The organism is Methylocella silvestris (genome assembly GCF_002891535.1).
Taxonomy (GTDB): domain Bacteria; phylum Pseudomonadota; class Alphaproteobacteria; order Rhizobiales; family Beijerinckiaceae; genus Methylocapsa; species Methylocapsa silvestris_A.
In genome coordinates, this window is record NZ_PDZR01000002.1 from 214,179 (window position 1) to 234,076 (window position 19,898).

The 19,898-nt window shown below is 61.9% G+C and carries 14 protein-coding genes, 2 tRNA genes and 1 pseudogene; 6 read left to right on the forward strand and 11 right to left on the reverse strand.

Annotation, left to right across the window (positions count from 1 at the left end; all coding sequences use genetic code 11):
* Positions 1-332: 332 nt before the first annotated feature.
* Both CR492_RS04400 and CR492_RS04405 read right to left on the reverse strand, forming a co-directional pair.
* Positions 333-980 (reverse strand): acyl-homoserine-lactone synthase, encoded by a 648-nt coding sequence (locus CR492_RS04400; RefSeq protein ID WP_245411959.1) that lies wholly within the window; start codon positions 978-980, stop codon positions 333-335.
* 334 nt (positions 981-1,314) lie between these two features.
* The gene (locus CR492_RS04405; RefSeq protein WP_102842518.1) at positions 1,315-2,049 is read right to left on the reverse strand and encodes a helix-turn-helix transcriptional regulator; all 735 of its coding nucleotides are present in this window, start codon (positions 2,047-2,049) and stop codon (positions 1,315-1,317) included.
* Between the two features lie 414 nt (positions 2,050-2,463).
* On the opposite strand from CR492_RS04405, the gene CR492_RS04410 reads away from it, so the two are divergent.
* Entirely contained in the window at positions 2,464-3,054 is a 591-nt protein-coding gene (locus CR492_RS04410) for a TetR/AcrR family transcriptional regulator (protein WP_102842519.1), read from the forward strand.
* Positions 3,055-3,324: 270 nt separating this feature from the next.
* Here the strand turns inward: CR492_RS04410 and CR492_RS04415 are convergent, their stop codons facing one another.
* From CR492_RS04415 to CR492_RS04425, 3 genes are all read right to left on the reverse strand, one after another.
* The gene (locus CR492_RS04415; protein ID WP_102842520.1) at positions 3,325-4,077 is read right to left on the reverse strand and encodes an SOS response-associated peptidase; all 753 of its coding nucleotides are present in this window, start codon (positions 4,075-4,077) and stop codon (positions 3,325-3,327) included.
* A complete protein-coding gene (locus CR492_RS04420) occupies positions 4,077-5,375 on the reverse strand; it encodes a WcaI family glycosyltransferase (protein ID WP_102842521.1) in 1,299 nt (432 codons plus the stop codon). The genes CR492_RS04415 and CR492_RS04420 overlap by 1 nt, the downstream gene beginning before the upstream one ends.
* Positions 5,376-5,617: 242 nt before the next feature.
* Positions 5,618-6,850: a polysaccharide biosynthesis/export family protein gene (locus CR492_RS04425; protein ID WP_102842522.1), complete on the reverse strand. Its 1,233-nt coding sequence runs from the start codon at positions 6,848-6,850 to the stop codon at positions 5,618-5,620.
* A gap of 277 nt (positions 6,851-7,127) precedes the next feature.
* Here CR492_RS04425 and CR492_RS04435 point away from each other — a divergent pair, with 277 nt between their 5' ends.
* Positions 7,128-8,105, forward strand: coding sequence for an alpha/beta fold hydrolase (locus CR492_RS04435; RefSeq protein ID WP_102842524.1), 978 nt, complete (start codon positions 7,128-7,130; stop codon positions 8,103-8,105).
* Positions 8,106-8,279: 174 nt separating this feature from the next.
* On the opposite strand, the gene CR492_RS04440 is transcribed toward CR492_RS04435, so the two are convergent.
* The 6 genes and pseudogenes from CR492_RS04440 to CR492_RS04460 all read right to left on the reverse strand — a co-directional run bounded on the left by CR492_RS04440 (position 8,280) and on the right by CR492_RS04460 (position 17,023).
* The gene (locus tag CR492_RS04440) at positions 8,280-9,053 is read right to left on the reverse strand and encodes a manganese catalase family protein (RefSeq protein WP_102842525.1); all 774 of its coding nucleotides are present in this window, start codon (positions 9,051-9,053) and stop codon (positions 8,280-8,282) included.
* Between the two features lie 420 nt (positions 9,054-9,473).
* On the reverse strand, positions 9,474-9,995 hold the full coding sequence (locus tag CR492_RS04445) for a (2Fe-2S)-binding protein (protein WP_102842526.1): 522 nt from the start codon (positions 9,993-9,995) through the stop codon (positions 9,474-9,476).
* On the reverse strand, positions 9,992-12,733 hold the full coding sequence (locus CR492_RS04450) for a xanthine dehydrogenase family protein molybdopterin-binding subunit (RefSeq protein ID WP_102842527.1): 2,742 nt from the start codon (positions 12,731-12,733) through the stop codon (positions 9,992-9,994). Before CR492_RS04450 ends, CR492_RS04445 begins: the two co-directional genes overlap by 4 nt.
* Positions 12,734-12,825: 92 nt before the next feature.
* Complete coding sequence (locus tag CR492_RS04455) at positions 12,826-15,990, reverse strand: multicopper oxidase domain-containing protein (protein ID WP_102842567.1); 3,165 nt, start codon at positions 15,988-15,990, stop codon at positions 12,826-12,828.
* A 660-nt stretch (positions 15,991-16,650) separates the two neighbouring features.
* Positions 16,651-16,794, reverse strand: a pseudogene (locus CR492_RS21475) (phage integrase central domain-containing protein); the annotation flags it as partial.
* Positions 16,795-16,947: 153 nt separating this feature from the next.
* Positions 16,948-17,023 (reverse strand) — tRNA-Asn (locus tag CR492_RS04460).
* Between the two features lie 265 nt (positions 17,024-17,288).
* On the opposite strand from CR492_RS04460, the gene CR492_RS04465 reads away from it, so the two are divergent.
* The 4 genes from CR492_RS04465 (at position 17,289) to CR492_RS04480 (ending at position 19,890) form a co-directional block, all read left to right on the forward strand.
* A tRNA-Cys gene (locus tag CR492_RS04465) sits at positions 17,289-17,362 on the forward strand.
* Positions 17,363-17,454: 92 nt separating this feature from the next.
* Entirely contained in the window at positions 17,455-17,874 is a 420-nt protein-coding gene (copM, locus tag CR492_RS04470) for a CopM family metallochaperone (RefSeq protein ID WP_245411960.1), read from the forward strand.
* Positions 17,871-18,788: an efflux RND transporter periplasmic adaptor subunit gene (locus CR492_RS04475; protein WP_102842528.1), complete on the forward strand. Its 918-nt coding sequence runs from the start codon at positions 17,871-17,873 to the stop codon at positions 18,786-18,788. Before copM ends, CR492_RS04475 begins: the two co-directional genes overlap by 4 nt.
* 52 nt (positions 18,789-18,840) lie before the next feature.
* Positions 18,841-19,890, forward strand: coding sequence for an RluA family pseudouridine synthase (locus CR492_RS04480; protein ID WP_102842529.1), 1,050 nt, complete (start codon positions 18,841-18,843; stop codon positions 19,888-19,890).
* Positions 19,891-19,898: the final 8 nt, after the last annotated feature.

The window sequence follows — 19,898 nt, forward strand, 5'->3', positions numbered from 1 at the left end:
CAGCGCGAACGCAGCCGGCCCGCGCAGCCTCGGAAGGTCTCTATCTAAAACGCGATTGTTTCGGACGAAAGCCATATTGCATTCCGATCAAACGCCGATCGCGCGCCTCTGGCGCAATCGAGGCCCCTCGGCGCTCATCAAATCAGGGCGCCCGCCGACGGGGCGCCGGATTCGATCGGGGCCGTGAGCATGATGAAATGTCATTCTGCTTTCGGCGACACGCTCCATACGCCAACCGCCCGGAAAGCCGAAACTTTCCGGGCGGGGCTTGCGTTCGTCGATGCCCTGGACTTTCGACGGTGGCTGCCGAGCAGCCGTCCGACGCCGGCCGCTTATTCCGCGGCTTCGGCGATGGTCTCGATGGGGGCGAGGCCAGTGGCCTCCCGGATGGAGGCTTCGAGCTGGCGGGAAACCTCGCCAAGAGCGAAATGGATGGAGCCGGCCGTCGCGCTGCGATGGCGGCCGAGCACATAATGCCGAACGCCGCATTTGCGATAAACCCGCGCCATCGGGGCTTCATAGATCGCGATCAGCTGTGACACACCATGCTCCAGACCGAACAGGCAGGTTCCAAGCATGATCTCGCAGGCGGCGCGCGACACGCCATTAGGCTGGATGCGCGGATCGTCCGGCACGGCAAAACGCGTCGCTTCCCAGATCGTGGGCGAGCGCACGGTCAAATCCGGAAACATCTCTTTGAAGGGCCCGTTAGCCATATGATCGGTGAGCGTGTTCAAAAGACGAACTGAACCGGCAAGCGAACCATCTGGCCTCAGGCTGCAGACATAGACCGTATCGTCACGGTCATATTCGTCGATCTCGAACTCTCCGTCAGTAACTTTCAGATCCCACTTCTTTTCGTCGACGAAGACTTGCTTGCGCTGGCGAAACATTTCATCGAAGAGTTCGTGTTGCTCTTCGCGCTCGTAACCATAAACTACAGTAATCATCTCAGGGCTCCCGTTCGGGTGGATGCCCAAATATGCTATCGGCCGAAGTTTAATGATATTCCCCCGATCGGGGATATGCGGCAGATGTTGGACGTGCGTTGTGAACGGACTCCGCGCCGGATTCCATGCTGCAATTCATGACGGGCGTGGCTGCCGGGCGTTATTTGGACCACTTTCCGACCGGATGAAACCACGGCGATGAGAAATCGGTCCAAATTCAGGAGCCTGAGCAGATTTAATTCAATCTGATCGGAATAGGCTCGAGACTTAAAAAAATCGGCGCCGACGCTGATGCCGGCCCCAGCGTGGACCGGCGTGTCCAGCACGAATTGGCCAGCGTTCGACTGCGCGAGCCCTCTACGGCCTATCTGATCAGGCCGGCTCGAATTGCCTTGGTCACCGCATGGACGCGATTAAGCGCGCAGAGCTTGTAGCGCGCCGAATCAAGATGCGCCTTAACGGTTTCGACCGAGATGCGCATCAAAATAGAGATGTCGGCGAGCGACTTGCCTTCGGCCGACCATTCGAGCGCCTCAATCTCCCGCTTGGTGATGGTGTTGAGGTCGAGCTCATCCTCTTTCGCGTGCAGCTTATAGGCGCGCTGATGCACGTAATGGGCGAGATGCACCATGTCCTTGGTCAGTTCGAACCGGCGCCGCGCCCATTCTGTATCACTCTCATCCGACGTAACGCTAAACAGAGCCCAGAGCCCATTGGTCGGACCGCGCACGGGAATGGTCAAGCCCTGCTTGCCTACCCCCGCCTCGGCGGCCTCGCCGAACAGTCGCTGCACCTTCTTTTCGGCGCGCGGCAGCCGCGCCCAGTCGAGAGGCAAAACCGAGCGGGCGCCTATATTATGGACGGGATCGATCAGGCCGTAGCCCTCATCCTTGTAGTGCTCGACCCATTCTTCGCCGTATGTCAGCGCCATGAAAGGATCGGCGACGGAGCGGCCGCGGAAGGATGGGCAAAGATAAGCGATATTGGCCAAGCCATAGTGGTGACGTATATATTCGATGAATCCATCCAGGGTTTCGTCGCTTAGGTCGGTCTCCAATTGGAGCAACGTCCTGATGTCGACATCCTCTAATCCCTGCATTCCGCACCGCTCCCGAACATCCAGCGACTATTTGCACACAGGCGCCACGCGAACGCCAGAAAAAAACCGTCAAGCGCGCAACGCCCCCCGGAGACGAACCCATTCTATGATAGGTGAACGTTGCCAGGCTCCAGCTGATCAGCGACAAATAGGGCGTAAAATAGTTATAATGACCAAGTTGGTAGCTAATATTATAACAAGCAATAAATTTTGTTCGGCTGACGGCTTTCCCGCGCGCGAAACGCTCGACGCAACAGCTATTTGCGGGCATAAACGTCGCGAATCCGCGATTCACGTTCACGTGGAAGTTGAACTGTAAAGGTTACGTTAACGTGCATTTGGGTCCCATATAGGTGAAGCTTTTCCGTTGGAAGCGTTGTAAGGTCCTCCCTGTCAATTGGGGATTGCGATAGAATGAAAATCGTCAGCGAACAAAAGGAAACCGATCCGCACCAAAATATCGTGGAAGTCGCGGAGCGTTTGTTCAGCCAGATCGGATTTCAGAAGACCACTGTCGCGGATATCGCCCGTGAACTGCGGATGTCGCCCGCCAACGTTTATCGATTTTTTTCGGCGAAGGCCGAAATAAACGAGGCGGTCGGACGCCGTCTGCTGACCGAGACCGAGGCCGCACTCGACGCCATTGCAGCGCAGCCAGGGTCGGCGAGCGAAAAACTTCGCAGCGCCATCGCAGCGCTCGAAAAGGCCAACGCCCAGCGCTTTGTCGCCAACCGCAAGCTTCATGAATTGCTCGAGACGGCGTTCAACGAAAACTGGCCAATCGTGCAGGATCATTCCAAGAAGCTGAACAAGGTGCTGACGAACATCATTTCGGAAGGCAATAGCGCCGGAGAGTTCCATGTCAGCGATTGCGAGCTCGCCGCCATTCTCGTGCGCAGCGCCTGCATCCGATTTTGCCACCCAAGGCTGATGGTCGAATGCGCGCAGGAGCCGGAGCCGACGCTCGACCAGATGGTCGATTTTTGTCTCGTCGCCCTCGGCTAGAGCAAAGCCGTTCCGATTGGAGCGAACTTCTGCGCTAACCCATTGTTTCAACGCATCCGCGTGCTCCAAAAAGTCTTCAGCTTTTCGGACGGATGCTCTCGACCCGGCTCCAACCGCCGTTCGATTCGGTCGCAAAACACCGCAAGCCTTCGATCTCCTGCAAGGAATCGGCTACGGTGCCTTCCAGCAGGGTAAAATGATTCGGTCTATGAGAATCACTCCGATTCAAACCCTTCAGCGTGTTCTCGCCGATCAGCTTTATTCCAATCTCTAGAATAATAGCTGCTGCGCAGGGCCGTCCTGCGGCTCCGAGGCCCGCGGCAGAGGCGCGGCGCCCGCGGGCTCCTGCACCTCCTTGTAATCATTCGCAGCTTTATTGATCTGGGGCCCGATTACAAAGAAATCGAGCGCGTCATTTGCGGGGGGCCGCAACTGGCGGAGGGCGGCCTCAGTCGTCGCCTCGTCCGGACAAAGCCAGGCTTCGATGGCTTCGCGCTCGATGATTGCGGGCAGACGGTCGTGAATGGCGGCGGTCGATCCATTCGCCGCCGTGGTAATGACGCAGGCTGTGTCGAGCTCCTCGCCATTGGGCCCGCTCCAGCTTTCCCAAATTCCGGCAAGCGCCAAGGGCTCGCCATCCGCGCGCCGGAACAGGTAAGGGCGCGCGCCGCCTCGGGGCGAGCCCGTTTCGCGTCGCCATTCGTAGAATGCGTCGGCGAGAAACAGGCAGCGGCGGCGTCTGAACGCGGCGGCGAAGCTTGGTTTTTCAAGCAGCGTTTCGGCCCGCGCATTGATAATCAGCGGAAAATGTCGCGGATCCTTGACGAAGGGCGGGAGGAATCCCCATCGCACGAGATCAAAGTGGCGCACGAGGCGGTGGGCGGCGTCGAACCGCCCGCGCACGATCGGCACTGGCTGCGTCGGCGCGATATTGTAGCGCGGCGGAAAATTGGGCTGCTCCAGATAGCCGAAGAAGCGCCGCGTCGCCTCAGGCGGCGAGGTCATGGCGAAGCGGCCGCACATCAGGGCTGAGCTTTCGAGGAATGGGTCAGCTTATACTGATCCGCTGAAGCGGATTTGACGCCATCAGGATCAACCCAGGCGCGAAACTGCTCAAGGCAGGTCTCGCGCGCGAACATCTGCGCAAGGCGCCGGCCGTCGCCCAGCGCCGGATGCGCGCCGTCAGCGGCCAACCGGCCGATCTCCGCGGCCATCGCCGCGCTGTCTCCAGCCGGAACCACAATGGCCGCGCCCTGCAAAACCTCGAACAGCTCGGTGCCGGCGTCGGCCGTGGCTAGAACCGGCTTGCCGCTGGCCAGCATGCCGCCAAGTTTCGAGGGCAGGACGAGGTCGGCTGCGCCGCGGGCCTGCGGCAAGACATGCAAATCAGCAAGATTGAGCAATTCGCACAGTCGCGCTTCGGGCTGCAAAGGCAGAAAATGCACATTGGCGAGGCCGCCATAATCGCGCATCAGCCGCGCTTTCTCGGGTCCATCCCCGGCGATGACGAAATGGATGGTCTTTACGCCGGCAAGCGCGCGCGCCGCGTCGAGAACCACTTCAAGAGCCTGTTTTGCGCCGATGTTGCCCGCGTAGAGAATGACGAAATCGGCGGCGCCAAGACCAAGCTCGGCGCGAAACCCATTGTCGCCTTCAAGCGGCCGGATCTGGTCAAGGTCGACCCAATTGCGGACGATGCCGATACGATCTGCCGCAACGCCCTTTTCAATCAGGCGCTTGCGCATTTGGCTCGAAATCGTGACCAGGCCGTCGAAGCCGCGCAGAAGCCAGGATTCGACAGCGAAGATGGCCTTCTTCAATGCCCCGCCCTGCAAATGGCCGACCGCGAAGGCGGCGTCGACCTCAAGATCCTGCACGTGCAGCAGCACGCGCGCGCCGAACAATTTGCCGATGAGGCCGATTGGCGCGGCGGCGAGCGTCGGCTCGACGCATAAAATGACATCCGGCCGCTGCGTCACAATTTGCCAGAGCGCGACAGGCGCCGCCGTCATCGCAAAGCTCACCGGCGCAATTAATCGCCAGACGCCGCGCATATCCGCGCGCAGCAGGATCGGGCAGCGCAACACCGCGACGCCGTCTCTGGTCTCGCGCGCATAGCGCCCCGCGTGAAAGGGCGGCTTGACGCTCCAGCCCGGATAGTGCGGAGGCGCGGCGACCACCGCGACGTCATAGCCACAGGCGGCGAGATAGGCGCCGATTTCGCCCGTAAACCGGCCGACGCCGGTCATCTCCGGCGCGTAATTCTCGCCGATGATCAGAATCTTCAAGCGTTTGTGACGGTCGGCGGCGAATATTTGCATCAAGTCCCGTCGAAGTGACGCGCGGGCCGAAAATAATCAAAGCGCGCTGGATAAGCCTCCAAAATCATCATGATCTCAGAACAGCTCCGCCACTCGCTCCGTGAGGCCGTCAGCCCGGCGCGGGCAAGATCTCAACCGCAAGATCTTCAACCGGGCGGACAAATGCAAGCGTTGCGCCGAAGCTCCTGCCAGACGCTAGCGCGGCGCTTCGCCTCATGCCTGCCGCAGCAAGCCGAGAGCCGCTATTGAATGACCGCCGCGCCGGCCAGCGCGTGGCCGTGAATGGCCGCTGAGGCGGTCGGCACGCCGACGATGGCCGAGGTCGTGATCGCCGAGGCGGAGGAGACCGTGTTGACGAAGTTGAAGAATTTGCTGAGATCGTTCGACTGCGCATTGGACACGTAGATCACGTCGCCGTTGCGCATTTGCGTCCGCGTGGCGATGAAATAGCCGCCCGGATCACGCAGATTGACCTGGAAGATGACCGGCACCAGATCGCCGGCAAAGCGGCTGATATCGACGCCGAGCAGCTTTGCGACTTCCTTCGGCTCCCTGCGGTACAGGAACACGGCGCTCGCGTCGGCGCGGGCGTCTTGCAAGCCGCCCGCCTTGGCCACCGCCTCGGCGAGATTGATGCGCCAGGCGTCGAAGTTGAACTCTCCCTGGCTGCCGATCGCGTCGATGGCGCCGGTCGCGCCAAAGGCAATGAACTTCTGCTGCTCCTGATAGACGTAAATGCGGTCGCCCGGTTGGATATAGATATTGTTGGACGCGTTCATAACCAGGTTTTCAAACGGCACAGTGGCCCGTTTACCGCCGCGCTCGAGCATCACCCAGGTCGAGAAGCCCTGCCCCTTGATGCCGCCCGCTCGGGTGATGGCGTCGAGAATGCGATCGCCCGCGCCCGTCGCCGGAACGGCGAAGCGCAGCGGCGTATTGACCTCGCCGATGACGCTGATCAGCGAGGTCCGCTGCTGCGCCAGCGTAATAATGATCTGCGGCTCGATCGCGCGATTCTTGATCCGGTCGACGATCTCGTTCTGGATCTCGACATTGTTTCGGCCGGCGGCGCGTATGACGCCTGCGAAGGGGAACGAGATATTGCCGTGGTCGTCCACCGCCTGATCCGGCAGGGTGACGAAATTGCCGGGGCGCGCGCCAGCGTCGAGCGGAATGAACAGGCCGCCGGCGGTCGCCTCGAAAACCGTGGTCGAGACAATGTCGCCGATGCCGAATTTGATGTTGGACGCCGGGCGCCGGTCCGTGAACGTGCCGGCGAGTCCCTTCGGCTCATAGGCGGCGAGGATGTCCACCGTCTCGGGCGAGAGCTTTACGAGGCCGTAGGGGAGAAGATCCGACTTTTGCGACAGCACGTCGACCGAAGCCGGCCCGTCCTGGGGAAAGAAGGAACACCCGCCGACGCCGATCAGCGCTGTCGCCAGTAAGGTGATGCCGCTCAATCGCAATCCGGACATGAACTCTATCCTCTCCGCCTTTCCTGACAGATACCCTGATGGGGCGGATCGGACTAGAGCAACGGGCCGCTTGCCGCCTCATCAGCAGGCAGTATGTCGCCGTCTGTTACAAAATTGGCACAGCCGAGATCAAGCCGATAGCCCTTGCGCAGGCGTTCCGGACCGACCCCGCATTGCGAATGGCCGACATCCGGCCGTATGGAACAAATATTCTTTGTCAGAGGTTGCACCGCAGCATTGGTTTCACTGGCGCTCCGCTACTGTTCAAAGGAACCTCATGAAAATTCTCCAAGCGATTTTACCGGCGCGCCGTAATTCGAAAGCGGCGCATTATGCCCTTGTTGCCGCCGCTGGCGGCATTGCGCTGGGGGGGATGGCGCTGTTCGCCCGCGAACAAACGAAAGTAGCGGAGCGACGCCATCCCCCGGAAGGCGAATTCCTCGATGTGGAGGGCGTTCGCCTGCACTATCTGGAGCGTGGCGCCGGGGAGCCGCTCATTCTCTTGCACGGAAACGGAACGCAGGTCGAAGACTTCGAGACGAGCGGGCTCCTCGATCTGGCCGCCAAGAATTATCGTGTGATCGCATTCGACAGACCCGGCTTCGGCCATAGCTCGAGGCCGAGGGGAACCATCTGGACGCCGGCCGCGCAGGCCGATCTCATTCATGAGGCCATGATTCAACTCGGAGTCGAGCATGCAACAGTGCTCGGACACTCGCTCGGGGCGTCGATCGCTGTTGCGCTCGCCTTGCGTCATCCGGCCTCCGTCAAGAAACTCGTCCTGGTGTCAGGATATTTTTATCCCACCGATCGGTTCGACGCAGCCCTGCAATTCGTGGGAGCCCTTCCGATCGTGGGCGACGTCATGCGCTACACGATTTCTCCTTTGCTTGCGCGCCTGGCGTGGGGCGGGGTGATGAAGAAGATCTTCGCGCCAGCGGACGTGTCGAAATCCTTCTCGGCCGCAATCAAAGAGATGGCGCTGCGCCCCTCGCAGCTCCGTGCAAGCTCGGCCGACTCTGCGCTCATGATCCCGAACGCAATAGCAACGCAGAAAAGTTACGGAGATCTAGCTATGCCGGTAAGCATCGTCGTGGGCGGGAACGATCGGTTGATCAAACCCGACTCTCAATCGTTGCGATTGCATCACGACATTGCAGGCAGCGAGTTGCGCGTCATTCCGCGCCGCGGAAATATGGTTCATCACGGAGCCGCCGCAGAGATTATGCGGGCAGTCGGCGCCGTGACGACATAAGTTGGAGGCGGCCCGGGGACGGGCATTCGCCGGAAGACAGTCAGCCGACGAACGTCGATCCAAACCGGGGCGGCGAGGGACCGCCCCGGTGGCGTCGAGCTGCTTTCCGAGAGTCTAATCCACTGTTTCCACGTATCCGCTTGGTCCAAAAAACCTTCAGCTTTGGGCGGCGTTTTAGCGAACTTTCTCAACCGGCCGAGCCTTCCCCTTGGGAACAGCCTTTCGCGCCGAACGCTCGTCATCCGGATTGACCGGCGGCGCCGGCATGCCGCCGTCAGGCTGCGGATTGGCGATATATTCGAAATCGGGCTGTTCGTTCCACGGGCCGCGCGCATCATCGCCTTGCGAAAGATTGAACACCAGCTTGACCGTCTCGTCCGGTTCGATGTTGCCAAAGAACGGGTCGTCCAGCTTGCCCATTTGGTCGAGCGCCTTCATGAACATGTTGGCGTGCGTGATTTCGCGCGTCAGCAGATGAACCAGAACTTTTTTAGTCCCTTCGTCCGTACAGGCGTTGATGAGCGCCTCATAGGTTTGGCGCGCGCCGGCTTCGGCGGATATATTGGCCCGCAAATCACGCACCACATTGCCCCCCTCCTGAATGTAGGCCGCAGTCCAGCAGCTTCCCTGGCTGTCAAGAAAATGCGGGCCCCCGCCCTTTAATTTAAAGAGGGGCGCGTCATACACGGGGGTTTGATCGATCTTGCTGGTATGAGCGGCAATGAGTTTGCCGACCATTTCAAGGTGACTGAATTCCTCGATCGCGATGTCTTGCAGCATATCGCGAATGCCGGCATTCTCGACATGAAACGACTGCACCCAATATTGCAGAGCGGCCGTCAATTCGCCGGTTGCGCCGCCGAACTGTTCGAGAAGAAAGGTGCCGAACGCCGCGTCTGGCGTGCCGACTTCTACAGGCTGGATTAGCTCTTTGCGATGGAAAAACATGGGCGCCTTTCTAAGAGTTAGATGTGTGTGACGTGTTGGTCGCCTGATGGGTTGCCTGTCCCGCCGCGCGCCCGCGCCCGGCAAGCAAGACTTAACTGCTTTCGATAACGCGCGAAGATTATGGTGTGGGCAGTCGCGCCGTGGCCCTCGAACGTCATGCTTGTTAAGAAGTTCCCGGTTTGCGCCGTCGCCTGGCGATGCAACGTCAGAGGCGCAGCGGGGCGCCGATCGCGCTTCGTTTCCGGGGATTCGCGGCTGGGGCGCCTGCCTGCGCGCGCGAAGCGGCGGGGCTCGAGGCGCGGCGCATCATCAGCGCAAGGCTGCGGCAAACGGGCGGCGAACCGGGCGCAAGCTGGACCATTAGCTCCGCCGATTGCCCCCGCCGAGATCAGACCCGGGCGGAGCGTTCGGGTCTCGTCTTCAGCCGCCCTTCAGAAAACGATGAGGGTCGGCGAGAATTACGTCCCGCACGGCCTCGTGATATTTGATGTAGCCCGTGCATCGGCAAAGGTGCCCGTCGAGGGCATCGGCAATGATTGTCTCGAGATCGGCGCGGGCTGCCGGCGTTCTCGCCAATTGCTCCAGCAGAACCTGCCCCTCGTTGAGAAAACCCGGGGTGCAATAGCCGCACTGGAACGCGAAATGCTCGATGAAGGCCTTCTGCAACACGGTCAGCTGGCCGTCCCCGGAGTGACCCTCGATCGTGCGGATCTTCTTGCCGTCGAAGCTTGCCGCGGACGCAACACAGGTCGGCTCGGTGTGACTGGTCCCGTCCGGCAGATCGACGATGACCGCGCAGCTGAGACATTGCGCGGCGCCGCATCCGAACTTGGTGCCGGTCATCCCCAGAACTTCGCGCAGAAAATCGTTCATGGTCAGATCGTCGCGTACGTCCACAGGTCCTTGGGCGCGACCGTTGATCGTCAGGGCAAGTTTCGTCATGCGAGCGCCCGTTTCAGCATTTCCGGCGTGACCGGCAGCGACTGGAAGCGGCGCCCCGTCGCGTCGAAGATGGCGTTCAGCAGCGCCGGAACGACAGGAATCATCACCACCTCAGCCATGCCTTTCGGCGGTTCGTTCGATGCGAGCGGAGACAAAATCTCGATCTCGAGATCATGCAGCGGCAAATCGGATCCCCGCGCCACGAGATATTGGCCGAGATTCCATTGCCCGTTGCCGGGGCCGTCCTCAAACGGGGGCAGAGTCTCGAGCAGCGCGTAACCGACGCCCATCGCAAACCCGCCCTGCGCCTGCCCAAGCACCACCTCGGGAACGAGCACCTTGCCGCATTCAAGAACGCTGTAAGCCTTCGCGATGCGCAGCGCCCCTGTCGCGCGCTCGATCTCGACGCGCACCAGCGTGCCGCAAAGCGACGAAAAGGCCGTGCCGATCCGATTGTAGTCGGTCGGCGGAAAGGCGACCGCCTTGCGATCGAGGCGCACGAACCTGTCGCCTCCGTGACGCACCGCCAGCGCGTCGATGTCGGCCGGCCAATCCTCGCCGGCGATGTTGAATACGCCCTGCGACCAGGCCCAACGCGAAAACGCATGCGCCATGGCGCCTGTCACGCCCTTCTGGGCATGCGCCTTTGCAGCGATCGCCGACAAGGGCAGCGGGGAAAGCCCGGTCATGATCAACGTCTCCCCCTGCCAGTAGGCCTCGTCCGCCTGTTTGGATCTTGGATCGGTCGATGCGATGCCCCAAAGCGAGAGCGCGGCGGGCCACAATCCAAAACGGAATATGATGCGCGCCGCCTCCGCTACCGCCTGAGTTCCGACGTGGGCGCCGATCGAGGCGCTGGTCGCCGAACTGATCGCCGGCACCCAGCGCGGGTTCTTCGCCGCTTCGTCCTGCGCCGCCTGGGTGATCGTGTAGGCGTCGCCGGACGTCATGAGTTCGAGCGCATCGAACACATCGACCTGCGCCACAGTCACCTCGTCGGCGATGCCGCCGATAGAGAGCGCGGCCCGATTGGCGAGGGCGGTTCCGATGCCGTTGCCCATCTCCACGGCGTCGCCGTGGATCGAAATGCGGCCTTCCGCATCGATCTCGACCGATCCAAGCGAACAATCGGCGCCCGTTCCGTAATCCTTGGCGGCGCAGGCAACGCCGACGCCGATGACGAAGCCTGGTTTTGCACGCGCCTTCTCGTCGGCGCGCTTTTGCCAGATCGGATGTTTGTCGAGCTTGTCGAGGATTTCCTTTGTGCGCACCGAGACCGAGTAGGGATTGCCAGTCATTGTCCGGCCGCCAGGTCGCAACGCGTTGCGCCGGCGGAACTCGATCGGATCCAGCGGAAGCGCGGCCGCCGCCTCGTCAACCAGCACCTCAAGCGCGGTCATCGTTTGCAGCGTTCCATAGCCGCGCATCGATCCGGCGGTAACGCCGCGCGAATGAACGGCGACCGTGGTCACATCGACCTTGGGAATATCGTAGACGCCGATCGCGCCCGTGGCGGCCACCACGGCAACGCTGATCGAATAGTTCATCTGGCCGCCGCCGTCGAGGACATGGTCGGCCGCGAACGCCGTGATCTTGCCGCTCGCCCGATCGACGCCAATCTGCGAGCGCATCTTGAATGCATGGCGTTTGACGCCGCCCTGGAACTGTTGAGGGCGATCATGCGCCAGGCGAACCGCATGGCCCGGATAGAACATCGCCGCCAGCGCCACATAGAGCGGAAATGGCGTGTGGTCGCGGCCGCCGAAGCCCCCGCCAATATAGGCGAACTGGGCGTCAATGTTCTGCGGCTTGAAACCGGCCTGCGCTTCGCCGAGGAGAAACGCGATCGCCTCCGTCGCCTCGAAAGGCGATTGCACACCAAGCACGATTTCGAGGTTCGCGGCATCCGGATCATACCACGCAAGCCCGCATTCGGGCTCGAGGAACATCGGATCCACCGACTGCGTCTCGAATTGACGGTCGAGCGTCAGGACGGCCGGGTTGTCGCCGGCAAGCTGGGCGCGTATCGCCTCGCCATAGGTGGCGCCCTTGACGTACTCGCCGCCTTTGGCGACCGGAAGCGGCTTCCAGATCGGCCGCCCGGAACTCTCGAGTAGGCCGGGGCTAATCCAGCCTTCCTGAAGCGGCGAATAGATATCGGGGGCGTCTGGCGTCGCGCCGGCGACGCGGGTGAAGCGGAAGGCGCCGTAGTTGGGGACGGCGACGGGGCCGGTTTCAGCGCCGAATTTTAGAAAATCGCCGTCGCGGAAAACGAGCCGGGCTCGGTCGAAAGCGTCGAAAGTCTCGAAAATCAGCAGAGCTGCCGGCTGGCCGAGATAAGACGGGGTCTTGCCCACCGGGCAGAAGAGATCGCCGGCGTAGAACTCCGGCGCGCGCGCGCCAATACGCGCGAGATCCTCGGCCGTCACAACGACCGAAGGCTGCGCATTCTTGCCCAGTCGCGTCAGGTCGAAGCCTGCATAGACATGGGTCGCGTCCGCTACGCGCACAAGGAGAGCATGCGAGGTATTGGCCGGCCAGCCGGGAAGATCGGAGGCCCGAAAGTCGGAAGCATAGAGCTTGGCGCCCGTGACCTTGGCGACTCCGTCGACGCGACCGACCGTCGGCTTAAAGACGCCTCTTCCGGGTAGTGTTTCATGCGCCAGAAAAGCGGATGTCTCCGCCAGGGCGAGGCGCGAAACGCCGAGCGTGATGCCGCTTACGGCGGCCAACTTCATGAATTTTCGTCGCGAAGCGTCGATGATTCCACCCTCTTTCCTAGAATCCGGGGCCGCGTTGTCGCCACGCTGGCCGCACAGAATTCCTCGAACTAGTCGCCGCCGACGGCGGCCGCTCGCGCGCCTTCGAGGGATAAGATCTCACCAAGCAGAGCAGGCTGCAGAACCGTCGCCTTTGGGTCCGCCCTGATGAAATCGAACTTGAGGACACGCGCGCCTTGCGGCGACGTTCCGCTCACCAGCAGATTCGCGCCCATTGTGGTGCTCGTCGTGGCGACCTGCGCGCCAGAGGCTCCCACAAAGGGCTCGAAGCTCGCGATCTCGCGGAACCTGGCGTGCTCGTGCTGCGCCGGATTTTGCAGATACATAGCAGGACCTCCATCCAGCGCCGAACCGCTCGAATAGACCTTGACGGCGCCCCTGTCCGCAAGCTGGCTGACGATGATGCGCCTGGCTCCGCCAAGTGATCCCGCGAGCCAGCCCGTCGCGATGGAAACGCCGCCACGGTACTGCGGACCGAATGGCAGGAAGGCGGTCGCATTTACCGGCTTGGCGTTCGCCGCCTTCTGCGCATCGCCCTGCGCAATGGCCGCCATCAGCGGGAAGACGAACACCTTGACCATGGCGATGCTTCCGGGGCCGGAAGCGGTGACGAGGCTGTTGCGGCCTGTCGTAAAATCCACGAAACCCGCTGCGAGGCTGACGCCGGACGCGTCGTCGGCATTGGGCTTGAACGACGAAAAGAGCGGCGGCGCAACGCCCGGCGATGTCGGCAGACTTGTGCCAAACACGCGCACCTCGCTTGGCGAACCGGGCCCGGAACCCACTACTATGTTGTCGGACGTCGTACCGTCGATCTGCGCAGCGGTCACAGAGACGCCGCCGCGCATTTCGGAGGGGAAGGCCTGAAACCGCGCCAGTTCGGTCTCGAAAGGTTGCGCGGATTTACTCTTGCCGGAATAGACGACGACCTCCGGCGCATGATCCTTGCCTGCGCCGACGACAAGGTCGAGGACGCCGTCGCCATCGACGTCGCCCATGGCGATGCTGACATTGCCTTCGTAACCGGGAAAGGGGACCACCGTGGCGATATGACGGTCGTCCTTGCCGTCGAACAGGCGAACCTCCGTCGGCTTGCCGGCTCCGCCCGGAACCGCTGCCGCATAGCTCGACACCGCAGGAATGACGTTAATGAGCGCCATCAATCCGTTGTCCTCATGGTTGAGGCGATGGCAATGCATGACGAACAGGCCGATATAGTCGTCGAACCGCGTGCGGATCGACAGGATGCCCGGCTGGATCACGCTTTCGTCGATCTGCATGGTCGGGGCCGGCGCGTTGCTGTTGTCGGCGCCAAAATGGTCCGGGCCCGTGCGCACGCCAGTCGTCGGGTCGAAATATTCAACCACTTGGAAGTCGTTGACATGGACGTGGATGGGATGCTCATCATTGTTATGGTTGATGAATTTCCACTCCTCGACGGAGTCGAGGCGCGGCTGGATCAGAGGCATGTTGGGGAAGGCGGCGCTATCAAAGGCGTAGACGAAGGCCTTCGGGTCGGTCGGCGTCGCCTTGTCGTTCAGGAATCCGCCGGAAATCAGGATTTGCCGCTTCACGTCGGGCTTGGCGTCGGCGAGCTCGACGAAAGACGTGTAGGCGTCCAGCTTTTGCCCCTCCACGAAGGCCGTCGTCACGCCCTTCTCCTGTGAGGGAGCCGCCCGCGCCAGCACCTGCGTGGGAAAGGCGAAGAATCCATCGGTATAGCTCACAGCCGAAGGCAGTACGCTGAGGCTGCCGAGAACCGCGGGAGGATTTTCCGTTCCATTGTTGGTGTAGAGCACGCCGGGCGCGGTAATCGTCTTGGCGCCTGCGCCGCGCGGAGGCATTTCGAGGATCAGATCGCCTTCGGCCGGCATCGTCACGGCGATCGCGTACCGGCTGGCGGGCGAGATGACGAGACGAGTCCCGTTTTCAGTGACCGGATAATGCACCGTGGCGGAGGGATTGCCGTCCTGCCCCACAATTGCGATCGGCGGGTGCCGTCCGGTCGCGGTCTCCGTGAGTTGGACGCTCATATAGGCAAAGTCGCTTATATTCGCGAGCACCCAGATCTCGGTCTGGCCCGGCTTGCTCCTGATGGTCGGTTCGAATTGTCCGTTGACCGTGAACTGTACGTCCCGCTTGCTGTCCGGCAGCGTGGGATCGGCCGGAACGTCCTTGTCGGTTTGACCGCTGGCCGCCGTGAAGCTTTGAAGATTGCTGGGAATCGTCTGAAAAAGCCCGCGATCATTGCGGATCGACAGCGGGCCCGCATACCATACAGTAAAATAGGCGGCGCCCACCTTGGATTGGCTGAAGTTGACGGGCGCCAGCAGCGGTCGATAGGCGCCCGTCGCCAGTTCATCGCCCTTGGGCGGCGCTATAGTGCTCACATATTGCGGCCAGTCGGGGTTGTCGAGTTGCGCCAGGCCGCCGGCGCGATCGAAAACAAAATTGTACTGAAGCAGCATGTTTCGGATAGGGATCTGCTTTTCCGTGACCACCGGAAGATTGCCGTCCGTACGACCGATCGACAGGAGGCCAGCCAGACCGGTATAGGTCTGCGGCCCCGTCAAGGTATGAAGGTGGCTGTGATACCAATACGCCCCCTGCGGCATGTTGGTTGGAATGTTGTAGGTATAGGTGTTCGACATGCCCGCCGCAATGTGCAGCATGACATTGTCGGAATTGCCTTTCGGGCTGACGTGAAGGCCGTGAACATGCAAGTTCACTGGCGACGATTTCATTTGTATCGGGTAAAGCGGAACAACGCCGTTCGTCGCTGTATATTGCGGACTGAAGTAGTCCGCGATGGTCAGATCGCTCAGCGCGTTGTCCAGATGTACGATCAGGGTTTCGCCGGGGAACACCTGCAACGTCGGCGCCGGATAGAGGCCGCCGGCGGACATTTTTCCATCCGACGGCGCGCCGCGGATCACTTCATAATCGAAGAGGAGGAAGTTCTCGACAGGCCTCGCCACCGTATCCAGCGAGGCAGCGCCCTGACGCGCGGTTAGTCTCACCTCAAGGACGCCATCCTTGCTCGCCAGCGTTACCGGCTCGCGAAACTCGGAAGAAACGCCCTGCCCCAGAGCGTCGCCCGCAGCATTTGCCCGAACCGCCAAACCAGTTGCGAACAGCACCAAAAAGGCGATGAACGAGCCAACGAACGCAGCACGGAACGGGCGACAAAATCCGCAATCGCCGGGATGACCCATAATCTTCTCCGTGGAACGCAGCGCGGCGACTTGGAGCACATTTTTTCTATGCTTCGCGCTAAAAGCGTTGCGGGCATGCTTAAGATCGTTCTCCAATAAGCGCCAGCCCTATTTGTCTTTGCGATTCCTGCGACGCCTATCTCTGCGATTGAGTCCCAGGGGTGGGTCGGTTTGCCCTTTCCGACTGAGACGGCAAGATTGATTTGACCGCGTCATGGCCGCACCTATCCTGCTTCGCTTGGACTTCGACGCTGCTTTTGCTTCGAAGGCTTGCGCGTCGATCGCGCGATCCCGATCAGATCCGGCATCACGCTCTTGCCGCTGCCGCCGAAATCGCTTGAACTCAACCCGTTCGAAAATATCGGGCGGTTCATGCGCGACAACTGGCTCTCCCAATCGGCTCCTCAAATCCTTCGACGATCTTCTCGACCACCGCTGCTTCGCGTGGAACAAGCTCATCGATATGCCTGAAAAAATCATCTCCGTAAGAACACAAAGCGTGGGCCTATCGGTCATGATCAACGAGACTTGGGATACGTCGCCTCAAATCGCTCAGAATCACGCCAGAAGGTCAAGGCTGGCAAATTGAGTGCGAGCCGCGCTTCGGGAGCGCAACCACAGGTTTCAGTCGCTCTCAGAAGGGCGCCGAACGCCGCCGCATTAATTAATTGTCGCCTGATGCTTCACTGTCGTGGCCACTAACCCGCCCTTGAGCGGCCCAGCAGGATCGACCTCTGCGCGCGTCGTAACGATAGCGAGTCGGAAAACGTCGCGGAGCCTTGCGCGCAGACGCCACGCGGTCTCGCGACGGCCGCGCCTTCAAGCACGGCCAAAACGTCAGCGGGCTTTATTTTTTGGATACCAGCACACGCCAGCCAACGCTTACGGACGCCTGATTGAACTAATTATCTGATTTTCTTATCTTTTTACTTCTGCGGAGGCCTGAAAAACGGGCGTTGGCTCCCTGAGCAGGACTCGAACCTGCGACCGATCGATTAACAGTCGATTGCTCTACCAGCTGAGCTATCAGGGATCATGCGCGGGCAAGACGCCACAGCGACCCGGCGGCATATAGCAAGCTTGCCGCCCGTTGCAAAGAGCGAATCGCCCGCTTGCCGGCGCAAGACGGCGGCGCGCCCTCCCCGCCCGCGCCAAGGAGGCCAATATTCGGGAAGGATCGGGGTTGAAACCGGCCCATCGCGCCGCCGCTCTCGCCTTCGCGCTCGCACGGCCGAACAATTCTTGCCTCGCAGCCGTTTCCTTTGCTATAGCCGATGGCGCGCTTTCGACGCGACGGAGGCCTCGTGGCGGAGTGGCTACGCAGAGGACTGCAAATCCTTGCATCCCGGTTCGATTCCGGGCGAGGCCTCCAATTCATCATCAAACCCTTGATATCATTGCATCCTGTCCGGAGTTCTCGGCGCCGGTCATGGCGCGGTTCAATTCAAATTCGGAGATCGTGATATGCCGCCACGCGCTTTGTCGCTTCTTTGTCTCGCCGTTCTGCTCGGCGGCGGCGCGCTGGCGGGGGCCCGCGCTGGGGAGAGCGGCGCGGCCCCGACGCACGAGCACGGGAGCATGAAAATGGACGCCCCGGCGTCCGGCGCCGGCAGGGAATCGGCCGACGCCGCCTATATGAAAGCCATGACCGACATGGACAAGGCGATGAATCAGCCGATGACCGGCGACGCCGACGTTGATTTCGTCGTCATGATGCTGCCGCACCATCAAGGCGCGGTGGCCATGGCGAAGGTCGCGCTGGATCACGCCAAGGATCCTTTCGTACGCAAGCTCGCCGGCAATGTGGTGGAGTCGCAAGAGGCCGAGATCGCCGCCATGAAGCAATGGCTTGCGGCCCATCAGACCAAGGGCGGGGTCCGTTGACGCGATCGGCAGTGCGGCGCGCGCAAACGTCGCGCGGCAATGTCGGCGCGATCAAAAAGCGCCAGGCGCGCCGCGGCGCAATCATGCTGGCGGCGGTCGTTCTCGCCGGTCCGCTGCGCGCCGAACCGGCCGACCGCGCCATGACGGTCAGCGTCGTCAGGACAAAGACCCAGTGCTTTGTTGATTCGCTGCGGCTGAACGGCCGGATCGTCGCGCGGGACGAGACCCTGGTGCGGCCTGACGTCGAGGGGCTGCAAATCGTCCAGGTGCTTGTCGAGGACGGCGCGAGCGTGACCGCCGGCCAGCCGCTCGCGCAGCTCGCCCGGCCCGACTGGTTGCCGGGCCTGCCGACGAAAGCGACGATGACGGCGAGCGCAAGCGGGCTTGTCGTCTACGGACGGCTGCCGGTTGGCATGCCGGCCTCGGCGCGCGGCGAACCCATGTTCCGCATCATCCGCGACGGACAGCTCGAACTTTTGGTCGATCTGCCGCTGCCGGCGCTGGCCCGGATCAAGCCCGGCCAGATCGCCCAGATGGAGACCCTCGACGAAAGCGAATTCGCCGGCGCCGTGCGGCTCATCCTGCCCGACGTCGATCCCCTCACGCAGCAGGGGCGCGCGCTCATCCAGCTCGGCTCCAGCGCCGGCCTCAAGCCCGGCGCCTTTGCGACGGCGACGATCGACGCCGGCCAGAGCTGCGGCCCGGCGGCGCCGCTTTCTTCTATTCTTTACGGGCCGGAAGGCGCTATCGTGCAGGTCGTGCGCGACAATCGCGTCGAGACGCGACGGGTCAAGGTCGGGCTCTTCGGCGGCTTTGAAGCCGAAATTCGCGAGGGGCTTGCGCCGGGCGACGTCGTCGTCGCGCGTGCGGGGGCCTTTTTGCGCGAAGGGGACATCGTGCGGACGGTTCCCTAGCACATGATCGTTTCCCGAAAATGCTCCGCGCATTTGAGGCAGGGGCATAAATTTGAGCGTCCAAACTTTTGAAGTTGCCGAAGACGAGGACGGGCTGCGCCTCGACCGCTGGTTCAAGCGCCGCATCCCTGCGCTGTCGCTGTCGCATCTGAACAAGATCGTCCGCACCGGGCAGGTGCGCGTCGACGGCGCGCGTGTGAAAACCGCGACGCGGCTGGCGCAGGGCCAGAGCGTGCGCGTGCCGCCGCTCAACCTCGAGGCGGCGCCAGAAGCTCCCGTGTTCAGGATTTCCGAAGAAGATCAGCGCGATCTGCGCCAGATGATCCTGTTCGAGGACAAGGATCTCATGGTCCTCAACAAGCCCTATGGCCTCGCCGTTCAGGGCGGCTCCGGCATGCGCCGCCACATCGACGGCATGCTCGCCTCGCTCCCCAACGAGCGCGGCGACCGTCCGGTTCTGGTGCATCGGCTCGACCGCGACACCTCCGGCGTGCTGCTCATCGCAAAAACGCGCAAAATAGCCGCCGACCTTGGCGAGATTTTCCGCTCTCGGCAGGCGCAGAAGATCTATTGGGCGCTGGTCGAGGGCGTGCCGAAACCGGCGCAGGGCAAAATCTCGCTCTTTCTCGCCAAGGGCGAAGGCATGGACGCACGCGGCCCCCGGCGCAGCGACGAAGAGCGCGCGGCCATGGAAAAGATGCGCGTCGCCAAACATGGCGATGAAGACGCGCAGCATTCCGTGACTTATTACGCCACCGTCGATACTTTTGCGCCGCGCGCGGCCTGGCTGTCGATGAAGCCGATTACCGGGCGCACGCATCAGCTGCGCGCCCATGCCGAGGCGATCGGCCATCCGATCATCGGCGATCCGAAATACGGGCTGCGGCCCAAAACCGATCCGCGCCGCAACGATCCGCTGCGGGCGATTCCGGAGACGATCGAGCGCAAGCTGCATCTGCTCGCCCGCCGCCTAGTGCTGCCACACCCGCGCGGCGGCACTCTCGACGTCACGGCGCCGCTGCCGCCACATATGGCCAATTCCTTCGAGACATTCGGCTTCGACGTCAAGCAGTACGACCCGATCGAGGGCGCGCCGGAATAAAGGCGGGA

Bases quoted from the DNA above. Each gene is read 5' to 3' on its own strand.
- CR492_RS04405 (WP_102842518.1), bottom strand. From the start codon at position 2,049: ATGCAGGGATTAGAGGATGTCGACATCAGGACGTTGCTCCAATTGGAG.
- CR492_RS04410 (WP_102842519.1), top strand. From the start codon at position 2,464: ATGAAAATCGTCAGCGAACAAAAGGAAACCGATCCGCACCAAAATATC.
- CR492_RS04415 (WP_102842520.1), bottom strand. From the start codon at position 4,077: ATGTGCGGCCGCTTCGCCATGACCTCGCCGCCTGAGGCGACGCGGCGC.
- CR492_RS04420 (WP_102842521.1), bottom strand. From the start codon at position 5,375: ATGCAAATATTCGCCGCCGACCGTCACAAACGCTTGAAGATTCTGATC.
- CR492_RS04425 (WP_102842522.1), bottom strand. From the start codon at position 6,850: ATGTCCGGATTGCGATTGAGCGGCATCACCTTACTGGCGACAGCGCTG.
- CR492_RS04435 (WP_102842524.1), top strand. From the start codon at position 7,128: ATGAAAATTCTCCAAGCGATTTTACCGGCGCGCCGTAATTCGAAAGCG.
- CR492_RS04440 (WP_102842525.1), bottom strand. From the start codon at position 9,053: ATGTTTTTCCATCGCAAAGAGCTAATCCAGCCTGTAGAAGTCGGCACG.
- CR492_RS04445 (WP_102842526.1), bottom strand. From the start codon at position 9,995: ATGACGAAACTTGCCCTGACGATCAACGGTCGCGCCCAAGGACCTGTG.
- CR492_RS04450 (WP_102842527.1), bottom strand. From the start codon at position 12,733: ATGAAGTTGGCCGCCGTAAGCGGCATCACGCTCGGCGTTTCGCGCCTC.
- CR492_RS04455 (WP_102842567.1), bottom strand. From the start codon at position 15,990: ATGGGTCATCCCGGCGATTGCGGATTTTGTCGCCCGTTCCGTGCTGCG.
- copM (WP_245411960.1), top strand. From the start codon at position 17,455: ATGCCGCCACGCGCTTTGTCGCTTCTTTGTCTCGCCGTTCTGCTCGGC.